Origin of the sequence: Aeromonas sp. S12(2024) (assembly GCF_041402305.1) — a bacterium.
GTDB classification, from domain to species: Bacteria; Pseudomonadota; Gammaproteobacteria; order Enterobacterales; family Aeromonadaceae; genus Aeromonas; species Aeromonas veronii.
Genome location: NZ_JBGLRB010000003.1, coordinates 123,557 through 141,229 on the forward strand (window position 1 = coordinate 123,557; position 17,673 = coordinate 141,229).

Here is a 17,673-nt window from a genome sequence, read left to right on the forward strand (position 1 = left end):
ATCCGTCGCGAGAGGCTGTCAGCAAGGTGAAGCGCAGCGCAGGAACCGGATTGTATATGTATACATGAGGATTCCGAGCAGCACATGAGCCTTGATCACAGCCTCGCAGTAGGATCGTGGACTGGTTTTCAGCGGGTCATCTTTTTGACGAATACCACCACAAACAGCGCCAGCGTAAAGCTGCCGGTGAAGGCTTCAAAGGCGGCGAAGATCCTGGAGAGCCCGACCGGAGTGAAGTCGCCGTACCCCAACGTGGTGAAGGTGACCACGCTGTAGTAGAGGCATTCGAGCAGGAAGATGGCATTTTGCTCGAGCGGGGCACCGGGCTGGTAGATGAGGTGCTCGCCCTGAAAATGCAGTCCGCAGAAGAAGTAAAAAATGCTGCAGATAAAGATGAGCAGCAACGAGAAGAGCACCACCCGCATCGGGGCCTCGCCATAGCCGCAGAAGAGATCGACCACCCAGGAGGTAAAACGCTGGGTCGACCAGAACGGCAGTTGCAGGCGGCGCATGGTGAGCTCCTGCTGGATATAGTTGCCGGACATGGTGAAGATCCCTTGTGCCTCGGAGGCTTTGCGCAGATCCCGGTAGGTCTCTTCCGCCTCCTTGAACCAGATGCGCGCCTGTTTGGGATCCCGTTCGCGGCGCCCCTTGCGATCCTGCATCACCCGTTTGCCGGTCTGCATGTTGTCGAGCCGGGTGTTGTGCCAGCGGATGCCAAGCAGGTTGACGTCATCGAGGGTAGCGCACTGGAGGTTGGCATCACTGAGATCGGCCTTCATCAGGCTGCCGCCCTTCATGCGCAGGCCGTAGAGGTGTCCACCGCGCAGGTTGGCGCGATAGAGGTTGCACTGCTCCAGCAAAAATCCCTGATCGGACTCCTTGTTGACCAGATTGAGGCCCGCCAGATTGGCCCGTGACAGCTGCAGGCCGTGGCAGAGTCCGCCAGCGCGAACGTACTGTTCAAGCGCCTCGGCGCTGCGGGCTTCCTGATGGGTATGGTGGGGATCATGCCAGTGGCAGAGATCGTGCTCGCCAGCCTCTTCACTGCAGTGGCGGCCATCGGCCACCAGATAACGACACATCGCCATCTTCGTTTCCCTCGCATTGCCGAACTGGTTTCAGCATAGGCGGGGAAAAGGGGGCGCGGCGGCGTCTTAGCTGAACTGGTTGAACTCCTGACGTAGCTTGCGAAAACGCTCCTGCTGGGCCGGGTTGAGGGGGATGCCGTCGAGCACGTCCAGGGTCTCTTTGCACTCGGCACCAAATTCCGGGCTCTTGCGGTTTTTCTGCATCAGTTGCAGCAGCACCTGGATCTTGTTGAGAGCCGCACCGGTATTGGCGGGGGCGCGGCGCAGGGCCTCGCGAAAATGGCCGAGGGCCTGCTCCAGCTCGCCGCTCTGATAGGCCTTGATCCCCAGATCGTTGAGCTGCTGGTAGCGCTGACGCCGCTCCAGCACCGTCTTGTCATCCCGGGTTGCCTGAATGCAGGTGGTGAGCAGCCGATCTTCGTCCTCTGCCAGCAGTCCCTGCAGGCTTTCGGCATATTCAAACTCGCCGAGCTGGTAGAGGGCGAGGATGGTCTCACCAAGCAGGGCGGGGGGCATGGTGGCCGGTTCATCGAGCCAGTTCTGATTGGCGCGATAGAGTATCTTCTTGCCCTTGAGCAGCTCCCCCAGCGCAATCTGCACCCGGGCCTGACAGATCTGCTCGAATACCGGGTAGTTGAACTCCGACATCATCAGCGAATCGCGGATGCGCGACAGGGCAGAATTGACCTGCTTTTGCAGGTTGGCGATGTGGTAGCTGTCGTTGCTGTTGAGGGCGTAGAGAGTCAGGGTCTGGATATAGGCCCCCAGATAATGGGGCGTGCGGTGAATGGAGTTGCGCGACAGGTCGATCAGCGACATCAGCACATCCTTGGCCTGGGCGTAGTCGTGGCGCTGCAGGCACACCTCCGCCAGCCGACGGGAGAGTTGCACCGACTGGGGGGAGATATCCACCGCCCGTCTGAGCTCCTGCTGCGCCTGCTCGTCATTGCCAAGGGCCAGCAGGGATTCTGCCAGCCAGAGGTGAGCCTCCACCATCAGCGGGGTATTTTTGAGGGTCGCCTGCAGATGGCTGACCGCCTCTTCGTGGAGCCCCAGGGTGTTGCACGCCTTGCCCAGCGTCAGGCGGGCCCAGCTGTTCTCCTGCCCAGCCAGCAGCTGGCGCATTAAAGAGCGCGCCTCCTGTGCCTGACCCAGCTTGAGGTGGGTATCGGCCTGCAGGCAGCGGCAATAGTTGGCAAAACGGGGCACCGCATCGGCCCGCTCGGCACAGGCGGTAATGAGGGCTGCCAGATTGTCATCGGCCAGCGCGGTAAAGACGCTGGCCAGGGCGTTGCGCCGGGCGAGGGCCCGCTTCAAGCGAAACGAGAACTGCTCCTGAGAGAAGGGCTTCATCAGGTATTCGTCGGGCTCGGCTTCCAGCGCGCTCAGTACCATGGCGCGGGAGCTGTCGCCACTGACCATGATCACCACGCTCTGGGGCGGGATCAGGTCTTTGTCGCGCAGGCTTTCGAGCAACTGGCGGCCATTCTCGCCAACCCCGAGATCGTAATCGATGAGATAGATGTCGAAACTGCCCTTCTGGCAGCGGCGCCGCGCATCCTCGGCGGTATTGGAGTAGGTGATGTTGCTGATACCCAGATTGAGCAGCATCGCCTTCATCATCACCTGAAACGAGCGCTGCTCATTGACCATCAGAATGCGTTGTGGCTTGGCTGGGCTCTTTTTCTCTGGCTCTTGTTCAGGTGTCTGCATCTGTCTGGGTCGAGGCGCTACGGGCTGATGAGGGAAAGTGTGCCACCAAAGCGCCCGAAGAGGCAATTGGCCAAGTTGTCGATTGCGAACCGTCTCCGTTTGTCCGCCTTTTGCCCGCGATGAGTGAAAGAAAAAGGCCCTGTTGCCAGGGCCTTGAACTCACTGTTTTTTCTCTGCCAGATAGGGAGCAAATTGCGGCGTGTACTCGGCCTTGAACCCCTGTTCGGTCTTGATGATGAGATAGACCGCCAGCTGGTGCTGTTTGGCAAATGCCATCCCGGCTTCAGGCCCCATCACCATCAGCGCGGTATCGAGGGCATCGGCCTCCAGCGCGGTCGGGGTGATGACGCTGGCGGAGACCAGCTTGTGGGTGACCGGCTGGCCGGTGGCGGGATCGATGATATGGGAGTAACGCTGTCCATCCAGCTCGTAGTAGTTGCGATAGCTGCCCGCGGTGCTGAGCGCCATGCCGTTGGGGATGATGATATCGGAGAAGGCCCCCGGCTGATCGGAGGGTTCGACGATGGCTACTTTCCATGGCGAGCCCTTGCTGTTGTTGCCCTTGCTGCGCACCGCACCGGCCACTTCGATCAGGTAGTTGTGTACCCCCTTGCCCTCGAGCAGGGCGGCGATTTCATCCGATGCCGCCCCCTCGCCAAGAGTGGAGAGGTCGAGATAGAGATCCGGGATCGTTTTTTCGAGCAGGAAGTGATCCCCCTGCGGGGTCAGGGTCAGCTTGTCGATGCCCACTTTGTGGCGGGCGGCGGCAATGGCCGCCTCATCGGGCCGCTTGACCGGCCGTTTGTCCGGGCCAAAGCCCCACAGATTGACCAGAGGCCCCACGGTCACATCCAGCTTGCCGTCGGTCAGCTTACCGGCATCCATCCCCTGCTGGACTATGATGGCCATGGCGGGCGGGATGGCAAACGGGGTGTTGGCGGGCCCCTGATTGAAACGGGAGATGAGCGAACCCGGATCGTAGGTGGAGATCTCCTTGTTCATCCGGGCCAGCAGGCTCTCTACGTCGCTTTTGAGGGCGGGCTCCCCACCGGGGTAGCTATCGCTCAGGGTCACCACATAGTAGGTGCCCATGGTCTTGCCCTGAATACGGGTCTGGGCAGGCGGGGTGGGCTGGCAGCCGGCCAGCGCCAGCAGCAGGGTCAGCAGCAGGCCGCGCAGGGCCGCCATGGGGGGTATCGCAATCATCCGGTACTCTCATCTGGAGAAGGTTCATATCGGGGCGCTAGCTTAGCCAAGGGGCGCCCGCCGGGCGAGCCCTGATAGGGGCAATCGGAGGGGAAAGAGCAGAAAAAATTAAACATTTTTGAACCTGTGGCGGGAGTGGGTCGTATCGTCCATCCGTGAGGGAGAGAGTGGCGAGTAGCGCACCGTCTGGTGACCTGGCCCGCAGCTTTGGCCAAAAGCCATAGCCGATTGAAGACAATTGAGTAAAATGAAGGTCGATTTAGACGGCATCTTTGCGAAGCGTTCACCGCATCCGCCAAGTCATTGCCATCCATTGCCAATCAAAGGAGAAGATGATGAAAAAGGCGATTACCCTGCTGTTTCTGAGTACCCTGGCTGCCCCCGTGCTGGCGGATGAGTGTGCACTGGTCATTGAAGGCAATGATGCCATGCAGTACAACCTCAAAGAGATGAGCGTGCCGGCCACCTGCAAGGAGGTGACGGTCACCCTGAATCACACCGGCAAGCTGCCCGTGACCGCCATGGGCCACAACTGGGTGCTGGCCACCACCGCCGACTATCAGACCGTGGCAACTGCCGGGATGAGCGCCGGGGCCGAGAACGGTTATCTGCCCAAGGATGATCCTCGTGTGCTGGCTCACACCAAGCTGATCGGCGGCGGCGAGAGCAGCAGCGTCACTTTCAAGACCGACGGTCTGGCGGGCAAGGATCTCACCTTCTTCTGCTCCTTCCCCGGCCACTTCGCCATGATGAAGGGCTCCTTCAAGGTCAACTAAGGTGCTGACCGGCACGAGCCGGTTGCCTCGATAGCAAAAGCCGGGATTTCCCGGCTTTTTCATCTCTGCTGTTTGTGTGTGGCGTGGCATGACTGCACACCGCCGACTTTTGCGCTATTTGGCCTGCAGGGTAAAGAAGGCGATGGCGGTCTTCTTCTGGCATTCGAAGTGAATGCTCTCTGCCCCGGTCACCACCAGCGTCTCGTTGATGGCCACCTCTTTGCCCTGCACGGCCAGCTGGCCGCTCAGCAGGTGACAGAGGTAGGTCTTCTCTGGCTCGAGGGTAAGGGTCAGCGGGAAGGGGAGGTTCAGTACCCGCACGTTGGCGCTGATGCGATCCGGATGGTAGATAAGCCCCAGATCGGTCACCTCTTTTTTCAGCAACTCGCAGTGGGTCTCCTCATCGCCGCTAAAGTGCGCCGCCTCGAAGGTGGCGTAGGGGTGACCATTGAGCACAAAGCCTGCCCCGCTCACCGGCAGCAAAATGCGCTGATAGCCGGGAAAGGGGGAGAAGGGGCCCGCGCTCTTGATGGGGGCCGAGCTCAGTCGATAGTCAAAGTCGAGTTTGGCAAGGCTGCTCCCTTTGGGGGAGATGAGGATCTGGCTGGTGGTGCCCTGCTGGTTTTTCCAGGGCATCTTCTGGTGGTCAGACTCTTTAATCAGGGTGATCACGGGCACGTCCTCACGATAAAAAACGCAGGGAGCCGGGGACATCAGCCCCTGCTCCCTGATAGAGATTGGCGATGGTAAAGGCGATCAGCCCTGACCATCCAGCGCAGCCAGCCGCGCTTCCATGGCGGCGAGACGGCTCTTGAGCTCGCTCACTTCCAGCTCCAGCTCGCTCAGACGGTCGGCGGCAGGGGAGGCATAGACCGCTGCGGGGGCGGCATCCATCATCGCCTGAATATCCACTTCGCCGCTAAACAGGTGGGCGTAGCGGGATTCGCGCTTGCCCGGCTCGCGCGGCAGCTTGACCACGTAGGGGCCACGTTCGATGAGCTGGGTCAGCACCGCATCCACTTCGGTGACATCGTCGAAGCTGCAGAGGCGGTTGGTGCGCGAGCGCAGCTCCCCCGGGGTTTGTGGGCCGCGCAGCAGCAGTTCGCAGACGATGCCAAGCTCCTGGGCACTGAATTTCAGCTCGCCAAATTCGGTGTTGCAGAATCTGTGCTGATAGCGGGGCACCCGGGCGTTGAAGCCTGCAGTGTTGACCACCAGCCGCTTGCGGATCAGCTCGTCCACCACGGCGCGGATATCGAGCTCGGAGAGCTCCAGCACCGGCTCGCGGTTGCTCTTCTGGTTGCAAGCGTTGACCAGTGCATTAAGGGAGAGGGGATATTGATCCGGGGTGCAGATCTCTTTTTCAATCAGACAGCCGATGACGCGGGCTTCCAGTGGGCCAAGTACTAACTCCATTTCCTACTCCCTTCCAAATCGAGACATCAAGAGCCCCTATCTTAGTCATGGTCCGCGCCGCGTCTAGCGTTGCGCGCCATTTTTGCGAGCTGATCAGGGCGTTGGCGAAAGGCTCGCCAACGCCGCAGATCTCCGCTTTTAGCGCTGCCCCTGATAGAAGCGCGCCTTATTGGCATACATGGCGTCGTCAGCCACCCGGCTCAGCTCCGCCAGCGGGGTCTGGTCGCTGCTGCTCCAGCCGATGGCAAAACGCAGCGGGAAGCTGTGCTCCCCATGCTGCACAATGGCGTGCTGCTGGCTTGCCTCCAACCTGCCTGCCAGCTGCTGGCTGGCGAGGTGATCCGCCTCCGCCAGCAGCACGAACTCGTCGCCGCCGATGCGGAAAATCTTCTCATCCTGACGGCACAGCGTGCGCAGCTGGCGAGCCATCTGGATCAGCAGGGCGTCACCAGCCTCGTGCCCATACTGGTCGTTGGTGCGCTTGAGGCCGTTGAGGTCGAGCATGAAGAGGGCGAGGTGACGCTCCGGATGGCGCGCCAGCACCGCTTGATAGTGGTGGAAGGTCTCTTCGAACGCCTGTCGGTTGGGCAGTCCTGTGAGGTTGTCGGTGCGGGCGACCCGTGCCAGCTCGTCGGTGAAGAGGCGCCCCTCGATGCCCACTGCCAACTGCTTGGCAAACAGCCGCAAGATGGCCCTGTCTTCGGACTCCAGCCCCTCTGCGCTCACCATCAGATAACCAAACAGCACGCCACTTTGGCTACCGGGCAGAGTCATGATCTTCCAGAGTGCGTTATCCCACTGGCATTCGGAGTGTTTGACCTCCTCATCCATCAGTTGAGCCAGTTTCTCCTGCAAGGCATCCCGCAAGGGGGCATCGACCCCCTGGGTCAGGGAGTAGTGGAGCTGCCCGTCTCGGCGGATCATCAGTCCCCAGCGGTGGCCGGGATAGAGCTGCGAGAGCTGCAGCAGGGCGGAGCTGGCCAGCTCGGCAATATCGATATCCAATTGCTGGTGCAGACCGAACTGCAGCCAGGATTGCAGGATATGGCGGCTGCGCTCCTCCCGGCTCAGGGCCGAGCGCAAGGCGGTCGTTTGCGAGGCAACCTCTTGCTCCAGTTCGTCGTTGAAGCCGAGCAGCCGCTGGTTGAAGGCCTCTTTCTCGCTATTGGCCTGCTGCAGCTGTTCATTTTGCTGATAGAGCGCCCGCACCTGATCCGAGATGGTGCTGGCCATCTCCTGCAGCAACTGGCGCACCTCGTCGTACTCCACAAAGCGCAGCGGCGCCTGCCGTTGCTGGTAATTGCCCTTGCCATAGCTGCGCACCAGCGCGGCCAGCGAGCGCAGCGGTCGGGTGAGCCAGCGGGTGAGCCAGACGCAGCCGATGGCTACCAGCAGCAACATGACGGCGATGCTGACGGTCAGCAGCTGTTGGGATTTGTTGAGCTCGCTGACCCTGTCATTGCTGTAGCTGTAGAGGGTGATGGTGGGGGTGATCTCCTGCTCCAGCTGGGGCCAGCCAATGGCCAGGGGCTGCGCCATCTTGCTTGGCTCCCTGTCATCCATGGCGTTGGCGCTCTGGTGAGCCCCTTCGTAAAGACGGTTCTCGCCCTGGGAGATCACCAGATATTCGCTCCCCTTGAGATAGGGTTCCAGCAACTGGGCCATCTGCCGCCAGGGGAGAATGGCCATCACAAAGCCGGAAGGGGTCTGCATCACTCCTGCTCGCTGGTGATTGCGATAGATGGGGGCTACCAGCGCCAGCCCGCCGCTGCGGTTTTGCTCCATGCCGTCGACCAGCACGGGATCATCGACGGGCAGCAGCAGATGCTTGCCCTGTTTCGCCTCGCGGGTCTTGCCCCAGGCCATCAGCTGCGGCATCAGGTTGCTCGACTCGAGGTGGGAGGCCTGACCATTGATGTACTCCACCACCAACCCCTTGTCATCGATGAGGTAGGCCGAGGTGAGCAGGCTGTTGGATTTGACAAAGGTGGCCAGCGCCAGCCGGGCATGGCTGGAGAAGAGAAAGTTGTCTAGGGCCTGATGGAGCACCCGATCCTGGCTGAGCTGATTGAGCTGGGTGCCGATCAGCTCGCTGCGAAAGCGGGCCTCGCGGGTCATGCTGGTGAGGGCTCGCTCCAGCTGCGATTGCTCGCTCTGGGCGATGATTTGGTGCTGGCGGATCAGCAGCACAGTGCTGGCCAGCAGCGCCGGCAGCAAGGCGACGGTGAACAGGATGATGATGAGGGTCGGGCCGAGCCGAAAGGTGCGATGTTTCATGGTGTTTTGACCTGCCGGTACTGCTGATCGGCCAGCTGCTGCATATAGCGGGCGGTGTCGGCGGCACTGATCCCCTCTTTAAAGCGCTCGAACCCTTTCTCCATCGCTTGCCAGGCGATGGACATGGCGCTGTCGGAGGGCATGGGGGTACTGAGGGTGAACTGTTCCAGCAGCACTTTTTCCTGAGGCGTGGGACGGCGGCTGATGGCGGTAAAAGCCTGCTGATTGACCGGCAGCAGCGCCCCCTGATGATAGATGGACTGCTGAATATCCTGACGCTGGATAAAGGCCATCAATGCCTTGATGACGGGTTTCCTATCCTCATCATCCATCGCCCAGCGGGAGGCTCCCATCACGTAGGCGCCGCTCATGGAGTGCATGGGATGGCTTTGCCAGCGGGGCAGCAGGGCAACGCCCAGCTTATCCCCCATGTTCTTCACCAGATCGTTGAAGGCCCAGTCCCCATTGATGAGGTAGGCGCTCTTGCCCTCATTGAAGCGGGTGAGGGCGGTGTCATAGTCGCACTCGGGATCGACCCACTGTTCGCTGACGACGGTGCGGTAGGCCTCCAGTGCCTGCACCATGGCCGGGCTGTCGAGGGTGATGCGCCCTTCGGTCACCGGCGAGCCGCCAAAGGTGTGTAAAAAGGCGGCGAAGTAGTACATGTCGTGATAGGGCCAGCTGACGGGGTAGACCCCCTTGGCCTTGAGTGCCGGGATGATAGCTGTCAGTTGCTGCCATTGGGTCACCGGAGTCGAGACCAGCGCCTTGTTGTAAAACAGCATCAGATGGTTGCCCTGCATCATGGGCATGCCCCAGCGTTGCCGATCCAGGGTGACATAACGCAAGGCGCTGGCCATCAGCGCGGGGGAAAACCACTCGGCCGGGAGCGGGGCGAGGGTCATCTGGCGATAGAGGCCGATAAAATCGGAGGGGATCAGCATCAGATCGGGCAGTCCCCTGGCCTGAGCTGCCAGCAGAAGATCTGCCTTGATCTTGCCCGGCTCAATCTGGGTGACCCGCACTCTGTGGTTCCCCTCCTGATTGAAGCAGGCGATCACGTCGTCGATCACGTAACCGGCTTGCTGGGAGTGCCACAGCTCCAGTTCAGGCTCCTGAGCCTGCAGGGGGTGGCTCAATGCGAACAGGCAAAGCAGCAATAGATGATAAAAAGATCGTTTTTTGCTCATGTTATCATCACCGTTATTCCCTGAATTCCAAGGAAAAAATGTAACAAACTACCGGCAAGATCGATAGGCTCGGGTGTCAACTAATTGACTGAAACAACAAAAAGCCCGGCGCGTGGGCCGGGCTGGGGGATAATTTGCTTATCCGCATATTCTTCGAGGCATCTATTGTGGATGTTGTTTGAGGATGTCGTATATCTCCTCTTTCAGTTTGAGTTTCTGTTTTTTCAGATCTCTCACCTCGGCGCTATAGTCGCTGGCGTGATGCTTTTCCAACTTTCTAATCTCCGCATCCAGGTCGTTGTGCAAGTCAAACTTCTTCTGGAAATGGACATCACTGCTCTTCAGTTTCGAGATGAGTTCTCTGTACTCTGGGAACATGTAATGGAGCCTCCTTGGTTTCGTTTGATTGTGCCTGTAAGACCAAAGCTACCCCTTAGTGCCGGGGATAAATGTGATCCTGATCGGATTTGGGGGCAATGATTTGGGGTATTCGGCGGGATATTTATAACTTGTTGAATCAAAACAAGATAAGTGATTTGTCAATCTGAATGGTGAGCCAAACTGTGCGACGAGTCACAACAGGGGCAGTGTTGGCGTGAGGGCGCAGGATCAAAAAAGGGGCCGAATGGCCCCTTTTTATGGATGCGAGCGACGTTACTCTTTCTCTTCGTCCGCCTGCTCTTTTTTCTTTTTCTTCTCGGGTAGCGGCTTGCCATCGCGGTGGATCACCTTGCCCGCCTCAAAGCCAATCTGGGCCGCCAGCTCCTCCAGATCCGCCGACTTGGCCTGATCACCGATGGCGTAGCGATAGTTGGCGATGGAGAGTTTGTCAGCCACCGGCGTGCCCGGGACGATAGGCTCGCGCCAGCCCTGGCCGATGTGGGCCACCAGGGTGCCGTTCATCAACAGCTCGCCGACGATCTCCTGGGTCGGATTGCCCTTGCCGTAGGTGAGACCCTGCGGGTGCTTCTTGCCGACCAGCGGCTCGTTGCTGGCGGGGATCAGCTTGGTGCGGATCAGCCACTTGGGCTTTTTGGTGTTGCCCACTGCCTTGCCGGTCTGGTACTCGTTGATCTTGATGGTCTTGATCATCTGGGCCATGAAGTCCTTGGTCAGCGCCTTCTGGGCGTCGCTGGTTTCATCGATGGCGATGGGGGCCACATACCAGGTCTGGGTGGCTTGAGCCTTGGGAGCGGCAGGGGCAGTTTGCGCCATGGCCAGGGGGCTGAGCAGGATGGCAGCCAGCAAGAGTCCTATCTTCTTCATTGTGATTCCGCTTTTGTTTCAACAAGAATTTTGTTTTGCCAGCGACGACTGCGCCAGCGCCAGAACATGGCCAGACCGCGCACCCACTCGTCGCAGGCCAGCGCCAGCCAGATACCGACCAGTCCATAACCCTGCATGATACCGAGGAAATAGGAGAGTGGCACGGCAATTCCCCACATGGAGAGCAACGCCATGTAGAGGGGGAAACGGGCATCCCCGGTGGCCCGCAGGGCGTTGATCACCACCAGATTGAAGGTGCGGCCGGGTTCGAGGATAAGGCTGATAAGAAACAGTTGCGCCACCTGGGTGATGATGTCGGCATCATCGGTAAAGAGGCTGATGATGGTACGGCCATTGAGGGCCGCCGCCACGGCGATGACGCAGGTGACCGCCAGCCCCAGCTTGAGGCTCTTGAGCAGCTGCTGATAGGCGCGATCGAACTGCCTGGCACCTGCCAGATGGCCGATGATGATCTCGTTGCCAAGGCCGATGGAGAGGCCAAACAGCAGGATAAACAGGCAGATCTGAAAGAAGTAGGATTGGGTCGCCAGCGCCTTGTCACCCAGCAGTCCGACAAAGGCTGTCACCACCATAAACTGCAGCATCCAGGAGAGATTCTCCCCTGCCGCAGGCAGGCCGATATGGAGCACCTTGCCCAGCATCTCCCGGCTGGGGTGGACGATATCACGCACCACCAGTCGAATGCCGGTCTTGCGGGCTACCAGCCACACCAGCAGCACCACGCCGACCAGTCGGCCCGCGACCGTGCTGATGGCGACACCGGCGACGCCAAGCTGGGGCAGGCCGAACCAGCCGTAGAGCAGCAGCAGGTTGCCGACGAAGGTGATGAGGTTGACGATGAGGGTCACATACATCGCCTGACGGGTGTGGCCGTGAGCGCGCAGGGTCGCCGCCAGACAGAGGGCTGCCGCTTCCGGCAATAGGCAGAGACCGATGATCTGCAAGTAAAGCGTCCCGTCGCTCATCAGATTGGCAGGCAGGTTCATCAGCGCCAGCATGGTGCTGGCCCCCGCCATCACGCCGATGGCGGCCACCAGACCGATCAGCAGGTTGAAGCCGATAGCGGTGTGGATCACCACCCGACTCTTCTCCCGATCGCCCGCCCCCAGATACTGGGTGATCACCACGCTGGTACCGATGCTGACGAAGCTGAACAATGTGATGGCGAGATCGAACACCTGATTGCCGACCGCCAGCGCCGCCACTCCCTGATAGGAGACATGACCCACCATGAAGGTGTTGAGGGCACCGGTCAGAAAGTGCAGGGCGAGATCGATAAAGAGCGGCCAGGTCAGCGCAAATAGCGTGCCCGGGCCTGCATGGGATTGAGATTGCATGGCATGTCCAACAGCTGGGAGTGCACGGGGGAGTGCCCTCTGGGGGCGCATTTAACACCAAGGCCAAGGCCGGTGCAATCTTTGTGCAGGATTGCACCGGCCAGGGGAGCAGGCCAAGGGATCAGGCAGGCGTGGCGCCCGCCTCCTGCTCGCTTGGCAGGGTGAGGCGCGCCGAGTCGGGCAGGGCATCATCCTGCGGCCAATTTGAGCGGATGGCATCTGTGGTGCTCTCCACCACCACATCATCCTTGAACACCGGCTCGCGGTAGCAGCGGGTCAGGCGCAGTGCCTGATACATGTCGGGGCAGAGGATGATCCCTTCATCGCCCACCCGCACGCCCGCCTGCTTTAGCCAGTGGGTCATCTGGCCGTGACGACCCGCCATCACCATATGGATGCCGCGCCGTTTCAGCTCTTTGTGCAGCTCTCCCACCATGCTCATCACGCTGATGTCCTGATGGGTGAAGCAGGCGACTGCATCGATCACCAGACACTTGGGGGCTCGGGGATCCTGCACCAGCAGGGCCAGCACCCGGCGCTTGAAATAGGGGGCATTGAAGTAGGTCAGCGGCGAGTTGAAGCGATAGACCAGAATACCCGGGATCGCCTTGGCCTGTTCGTTGTCCCCCAGGGTGCGCACCACCCCCTCGTCATCCATGCCGAGCAACTGGTCGGTGGGGCGCATCACATTGCGCAGGAACTGGAACAAGCCGAGCAAAACCGCGAGTGTGATCCCGGGGATCACCCCCATGGTAAGCACGCTGATAAAGGTGACCAGCGCCAGCCAGAAGGCGGAGCGATCGGAGTGGCGCAGGGCCCAGAGACCGCGAAAATCGGTGAGCGACAGGGAGGCCATTACCAGCACCACCCCGAGGGCTGCGGTCGGGATGTATTTGAGCGGCGCCGTCAGATAGAAGGTGATGAGGGCGATCACCGCCGCGGCGATGATGGAGACCAGCTGGCTCTTGCCGCCGTTGGCGTCGTTGACCGCGGTGCGCGAATCCGCCCCGCTGATGGCGAAACCCTGGGAGACCGCGGAGGCGAGGTTCGCCATACCGAGGGCCCGAAACTCCTTGTCCGCGTCTATCTCGTAACCGTTTTTGGCTGCAAAGCTGCGGGCGGTCAGCATCATGGAGACGAAGCTCACCATGGCCAGGTTAAGGGCAGGCAGTACCAGCTCCCGCATCAGACCGGGGGGAAATTCCGGCATCTGGAACGCGGGCAGGCCGGAGCCCACCGTCCCCAGGGTGGCGATATCAAACTGGCCGAGATTAAAGCCCCACACCAGCGCAGCGGTCACCACCATGGCAACCATGGAGGAGGGCCATGCCGGTTTGTAGCGCTTGGCCAGCAGCAGGGTGAGCAGGGCTACCAGACTCATGGCCAGGGTCGGCAGATGGGTCTGGGTGATATAGGTGGCCCCGCTGGCGATCCGCTCGATGAGGTAACGTTCGCTAAAGGTGAAGCCGAAGATCTTGGAGAGCTGGCCCACCATGATGGTGATGGCCACACCATTGAGCAGCCCCATCAGGATGGGGCGGGAGAGAAAGTCCGCCAGCACTCCCAGCTTGAAGCGGCTGGCAATCAGGCACCAGAAGCCTGTCATGGCGGTCATGGTCATCACCAGTTGCCAGTGACGGGTGGGGTCGCCTGCGGCCAGCGGCGTCACCACGGCGGCAATGACCGCGCAGGTGGCGGCATCGGGGCCGACAATCAGCTGTCGGGAGGTGCCAAACAGGGCATAGACCAGCATGGGCAGGATGCAGGAGTAGAGGCCGACGATGGCACCCACCCCGGCAAGCTCGGCATAGGCGATGGCGACGGGCAGCGCCACTGCCGCCACCGAGAGTCCGGCGCGAAGATCTGGCATCAACCAGGCGCGCTGGTAATGCAGCAGGGCGGCGAGGCCCGGTAGCCAGCGTTCGAGAGAGAAGAAGTCGCGCATTATTTAACCCATTGAGTTACAACCAGCTTTTCCCCTAGTGTGCCCAAGGTTATCGAAAGATTGCAATCAGGTTATGGCCAGTTTACCTGAAGGTCAGGCCAGATAGCCTGCCAGCGTTTCTCCTTGATGCGCTGGGTAAAAATCTGTTTGTCCTGGCGACATCTGGGGTTTGCACTCACTTGCAGCGACCAGTTGATGGCAAAGCCGTAGGGGGCGAGCCACTCGCACTCGCCATCCTGATTCAGGCGCACGCCGATGCAGGTGGGCACTTCGACCCAGTGGCTGAGCGCCTCAAGGCTGTTGGCAAACGGCGTTACCAGCTGACGAGTGTGCATGCGGGCCTGATTGCGCACCTCCCACTGCTGGTCGGGTAGGCGTTTGGCGAGCCAAGCTTCGTGCTCCGCTTCGGCCAGCCCTTGCGGATCGCTTTTATCGAGATAGATAAGGTCGATATCGTTGAGCGGGGTGGGCACCGCCTTGTGGTGAAGGTGATCCCAGATGAGGTTGCGGATAAAACCGGCCCCCAGCGCCCAGTCGGGCAGATTGAGCTCGGCCGCGGCTTGCAGGCAGGCCATCCGCTGCGGATCGGCCCGCAGCAGGGCTTCTGTTTTGGCTTGGAATTGCTGTTCGAGGGCGGAGTTCAGAGGTTCAGTTGTTGGCATTGCGGCGTAACCAGACATCAATGTAGCGGCAGCTCGGCACTATAGTGAGCCCCTCCGCCTGAGTCCAGTTGAAGAAGGCACGCGCCAGCTGATCGGCAATCCCCTGCACCCGCAGCTCGGGGGGCACGAAGGTGCTGTAGGCGTCGATGGTCTTGGCATCGAGCCGCCGGTAGCGCAGTCTCGACTCTTTCCCCTCCACCATACAGATGAACTGCTGCTGGTTGGCCTGATGGATGATGTCGCTCATGGTGGGCACCTCTGGCATAAAGTTGGGTCTCTCGGCACAACATAACTGTTAGCCAAGGTATAGAACAGATAATGAGAGCCCGTGGTCAATATCATCCCCCTTTGACAGAGGGCGCATCGATATCGCGATGCAGATCAAGGTGCCCGATGGTGAGTCGGGCACCGCGTTTGTGTCAGCACAAGAGTGTTGGCAAAGGGGAGGGATCAGACCCAGGCTCGCTCCAGCAGGGTGAGTAACTGCTCACGGTCGGCGTCCTTGCGATTGAACAGCAGGGCACCGTCGTTGATCGCCAGATCGCGGATCTCGGTCAGTAGCGAGCGATCGCTTACCCCAGCCTCGCTCATGGTGCGCGGCAGCTTGACCGCTTGCCACAAGGTGTCGCGCAGGGTGCGAATGGCTGTGATGGTCGCCTCCGCCCGCTGATGGGCCGGGGTGGCAGCAAAGCGCTCTGCCCCCACCAGCGGCAACAGCAGCCGGGCCAGCTCGCTATCCACCTCGGGGCGGTTGTAGTCGAGCACGGTCGGCAAAAAGAGGTTCATGCACAGCCCGTGTGGCAGATGGCAGCGGGCTCCCAGACTGTGGCCAAGGGCGTGTACCAGCCCCACCATGGAGTTGGAAAAAGCCATGCCAGCCAGCGTGGAGCCTTCCGCCAGTTGCAGCCGCAGCTGTTTGTTTTGCGGGTCGTGGATGATTTGCGGCAGGGCGCTGGCGATCTTCTCCACCGCCATCAGGGCCAGCGCATCGCTCACTGGGTTTTTCGCTGTGCCGATAAAGGCTTCGATGGCGTGGGTCATGGCGTCCATGGCGGTAGCGGCGGTGATATTGAGGGGCAGCCCCTGGGTCAGGCGCGGGTCTAACACCGCCAGCTGGGGCAGCAGGAAGGGGGAGGTGAAGGGCACCTTGCGCCCGCTCGCCTCATCCTTTATCACCGCCACCAGCGTCACTTCTGAGCCTGTGCCCGCCGTGGTGGGAACCACCGCCAGCGGCTTGAGGGGACGGGTCAGGCAACCGGCGCCCGAGTAGTCGAGCAGATGATCCCCCCCCATGGAAGTGAGAATGTTGACCGCCTTGGCGGTGTCGATGACCGAGCCGCCCCCCAGCGCTACCAGACTGTCGCAGTCGAGCTCGCGATAGCGTTTGGCGATCCGCTCCACCACGGCGGTGGAAGAGTCGGCCGGGATCTCGTCCCAGATGGCGGCGACCGGCAGCTCCCCTTCGGCCAGCACATTGGCCAGCAGGGTGGCAAGGCCGGTGGCATTGACCCCCTTGTCGGTCAGCAGCAGCGGGCGACAGGCCCCGAGGCTGGCCAGCTCGCTGGCCAGTTGCTCCAGCGCCTGTTCACCGGCCAGCAGTTTGACCGGGCAGAAGAAATCGTAATAGCGGCTCATTTCAAGGCTCCTTGCGCGTTAGCCGGTCACCAGACCCAGATAGATGTTGCAGGCCCGGCCGATCTTGTTGGTCGGGGCGGGATAGTGGCGCAGCAGCGGCCGCGCGATAAAGGCGGGTAGGATCAGGGACTGCAACTGCTCAAGCCCCCGCACCAGATGCATGGCAACGGTCAGGTCTCCCTCCACCAGCAGCCGGTTTTCGCCAAATGCCTGATTGACCCCGAGCCGAAAACTCAGGGCGCGAAAGGCGATATTGGGATGCTTGAAGCGCACCCGTAGCGGATGGATGGTGGCATGAGGGGCGACTGGCGCGCCGGGATACCAGCGCCCACCCTGCTTGTGCATGTTCATGGCGTAGCCGATGCCGCCCACTTCGAGGCGGATTGCCAACCCGTCCGGCAACGGCGCCAATTCGCGGCGTACCGCCTCATCGGTGCGGGCGGCGCGACAGAGGGTGCGACCCACCACCCAGAGCAGAGTGGTGATCCAGAGGCGGCGACCAAGGGCGGCCGCAGGTTCAAACATCCTTGTTTGCATGGGGATTGGCTCCTGAGATGGCTGACCAGAAGAGGGCGAACGCACTGGCTTGCCAGTAGTCGTCCTGTCCCAGCTCCGGTTGATCGACAAACAGTGATGCGCAGGCGAGGAACTGGCCCTGACACACCTCCAGCAACAGTGGCGCGGGAGCTTGCATCAGCTCGCCGCTGGCCTGCCCCTTTGCCAGCAGGGCAGGCAGAAAGCGCAGGGCATCGTTCAGGATCTGGCTGCGGGCCGGTCTGGCCAGCAGCGGAGAGTGAAAGAAGCCCAGCACAAATTTGAGCTCATTGGGGTTAGCCTGCATCCACTCCATCGCCAGCTGCCAGTAGTGGCGGGTCTGGTCGTACAGCGGCAGGGTGGGATCTGCTTCATGGATGGCGCTCCCCATCCGGGTCTTTACATCCTGATAGAGGGCGAGGATCAGCGCCTCCTTGCTCGGAAAGTGGTGGAACAGAGTGCCGTTGGCCACCCCGGCCGCCTTGGCGATACGGGCGGTGGCGGCCCCCTGCAGGCCATCTTCGGCGCAGAGGGCGAGGGCGGCATCCAGGATCTGGCGGCGCTTGTCGGTCATGGTTTGTGGCTGCGGGATAGCCTGGTTCAT

Annotated in this window: 17 protein-coding genes; 1 reads left to right on the forward strand and 16 read right to left on the reverse strand. The window is 61.0% G+C overall.

The features are described from left to right. Window positions 1–128 precede the first annotated feature (128 nt). From ACB035_RS04135 to ACB035_RS04145, 3 genes are all read right to left on the reverse strand, one after another. A complete protein-coding gene (locus ACB035_RS04135; protein WP_069555464.1) occupies window positions 129–1,091 on the reverse strand; it encodes an ion channel in 963 nt (320 codons plus the stop codon). A gap of 66 nt (window positions 1,092–1,157) precedes the next feature. Next, complete coding sequence (locus ACB035_RS04140; RefSeq protein WP_371166750.1) at window positions 1,158–2,804, reverse strand: tetratricopeptide repeat protein; 1,647 nt, start codon at window positions 2,802–2,804, stop codon at window positions 1,158–1,160. Window positions 2,805–2,963: 159 nt separating this feature from the next. After that, a complete protein-coding gene (locus ACB035_RS04145) occupies window positions 2,964–4,010 on the reverse strand; it encodes an FAD:protein FMN transferase (RefSeq protein WP_371166751.1) in 1,047 nt (348 codons plus the stop codon). A 335-nt stretch (window positions 4,011–4,345) separates the two neighbouring features. Here ACB035_RS04145 and azu point away from each other — a divergent pair, with 335 nt between their 5' ends. Then, complete coding sequence (gene azu, locus ACB035_RS04150; protein WP_042083952.1) at window positions 4,346–4,786, forward strand: azurin; 441 nt, start codon at window positions 4,346–4,348, stop codon at window positions 4,784–4,786. Between the two features lie 114 nt (window positions 4,787–4,900). Here the strand turns inward: azu and ACB035_RS04155 are convergent, their stop codons facing one another. The 13 genes from ACB035_RS04155 to ACB035_RS04215 form a co-directional block, all read right to left on the reverse strand. Then, window positions 4,901–5,458 (reverse strand): HutD family protein, encoded by a 558-nt coding sequence (locus tag ACB035_RS04155; RefSeq protein ID WP_371166752.1) that lies wholly within the window; start codon window positions 5,456–5,458, stop codon window positions 4,901–4,903. 84 nt (window positions 5,459–5,542) lie between these two features. Beyond that, window positions 5,543–6,202, reverse strand: coding sequence for a YceH family protein (locus tag ACB035_RS04160; RefSeq protein ID WP_371166753.1), 660 nt, complete (start codon window positions 6,200–6,202; stop codon window positions 5,543–5,545). A gap of 138 nt (window positions 6,203–6,340) precedes the next feature. Then, window positions 6,341–8,479 (reverse strand): diguanylate cyclase domain-containing protein, encoded by a 2,139-nt coding sequence (locus tag ACB035_RS04165; protein WP_371166754.1) that lies wholly within the window; start codon window positions 8,477–8,479, stop codon window positions 6,341–6,343. After that, entirely contained in the window at window positions 8,476–9,669 is a 1,194-nt protein-coding gene (locus tag ACB035_RS04170; protein ID WP_371166755.1) for an extracellular solute-binding protein, read from the reverse strand. The genes ACB035_RS04165 and ACB035_RS04170 overlap by 4 nt, the downstream gene beginning before the upstream one ends. Before the next feature lie 162 nt (window positions 9,670–9,831). After that, the gene (locus ACB035_RS04175) at window positions 9,832–10,047 is read right to left on the reverse strand and encodes a YdcH family protein (protein WP_005337763.1); all 216 of its coding nucleotides are present in this window, start codon (window positions 10,045–10,047) and stop codon (window positions 9,832–9,834) included. A gap of 276 nt (window positions 10,048–10,323) precedes the next feature. Next, window positions 10,324–10,935, reverse strand: a complete 612-nt coding sequence (locus tag ACB035_RS04180; protein WP_005337761.1) for a hypothetical protein — start codon at window positions 10,933–10,935, stop codon at window positions 10,324–10,326. Further along, window positions 10,932–12,293, reverse strand: coding sequence for an MATE family efflux transporter (locus ACB035_RS04185; RefSeq protein WP_005361670.1), 1,362 nt, complete (start codon window positions 12,291–12,293; stop codon window positions 10,932–10,934). The genes ACB035_RS04180 and ACB035_RS04185 overlap by 4 nt, the downstream gene beginning before the upstream one ends. Before the next feature lie 121 nt (window positions 12,294–12,414). Next, window positions 12,415–14,238, reverse strand: coding sequence for a SulP family inorganic anion transporter (locus ACB035_RS04190; RefSeq protein ID WP_164536455.1), 1,824 nt, complete (start codon window positions 14,236–14,238; stop codon window positions 12,415–12,417). 71 nt (window positions 14,239–14,309) lie between these two features. Then, window positions 14,310–14,900 (reverse strand): nucleotidyltransferase family protein, encoded by a 591-nt coding sequence (locus ACB035_RS04195; protein WP_338774430.1) that lies wholly within the window; start codon window positions 14,898–14,900, stop codon window positions 14,310–14,312. Beyond that, the gene (locus ACB035_RS04200; protein ID WP_005337747.1) at window positions 14,887–15,147 is read right to left on the reverse strand and encodes a GNAT family N-acetyltransferase; all 261 of its coding nucleotides are present in this window, start codon (window positions 15,145–15,147) and stop codon (window positions 14,887–14,889) included. Before ACB035_RS04200 ends, ACB035_RS04195 begins: the two co-directional genes overlap by 14 nt. 203 nt (window positions 15,148–15,350) lie before the next feature. Further along, a complete protein-coding gene (locus ACB035_RS04205) occupies window positions 15,351–16,535 on the reverse strand; it encodes an iron-containing alcohol dehydrogenase (protein WP_323970395.1) in 1,185 nt (394 codons plus the stop codon). Window positions 16,536–16,553: 18 nt separating this feature from the next. Further along, window positions 16,554–17,072, reverse strand: a complete 519-nt coding sequence (locus ACB035_RS04210; protein WP_005361659.1) for a hypothetical protein — start codon at window positions 17,070–17,072, stop codon at window positions 16,554–16,556. Beyond that, window positions 17,053–17,673, reverse strand: a complete 621-nt coding sequence (locus tag ACB035_RS04215) for a TetR/AcrR family transcriptional regulator (protein ID WP_128835392.1) — start codon at window positions 17,671–17,673, stop codon at window positions 17,053–17,055. The genes ACB035_RS04210 and ACB035_RS04215 overlap by 20 nt, the downstream gene beginning before the upstream one ends.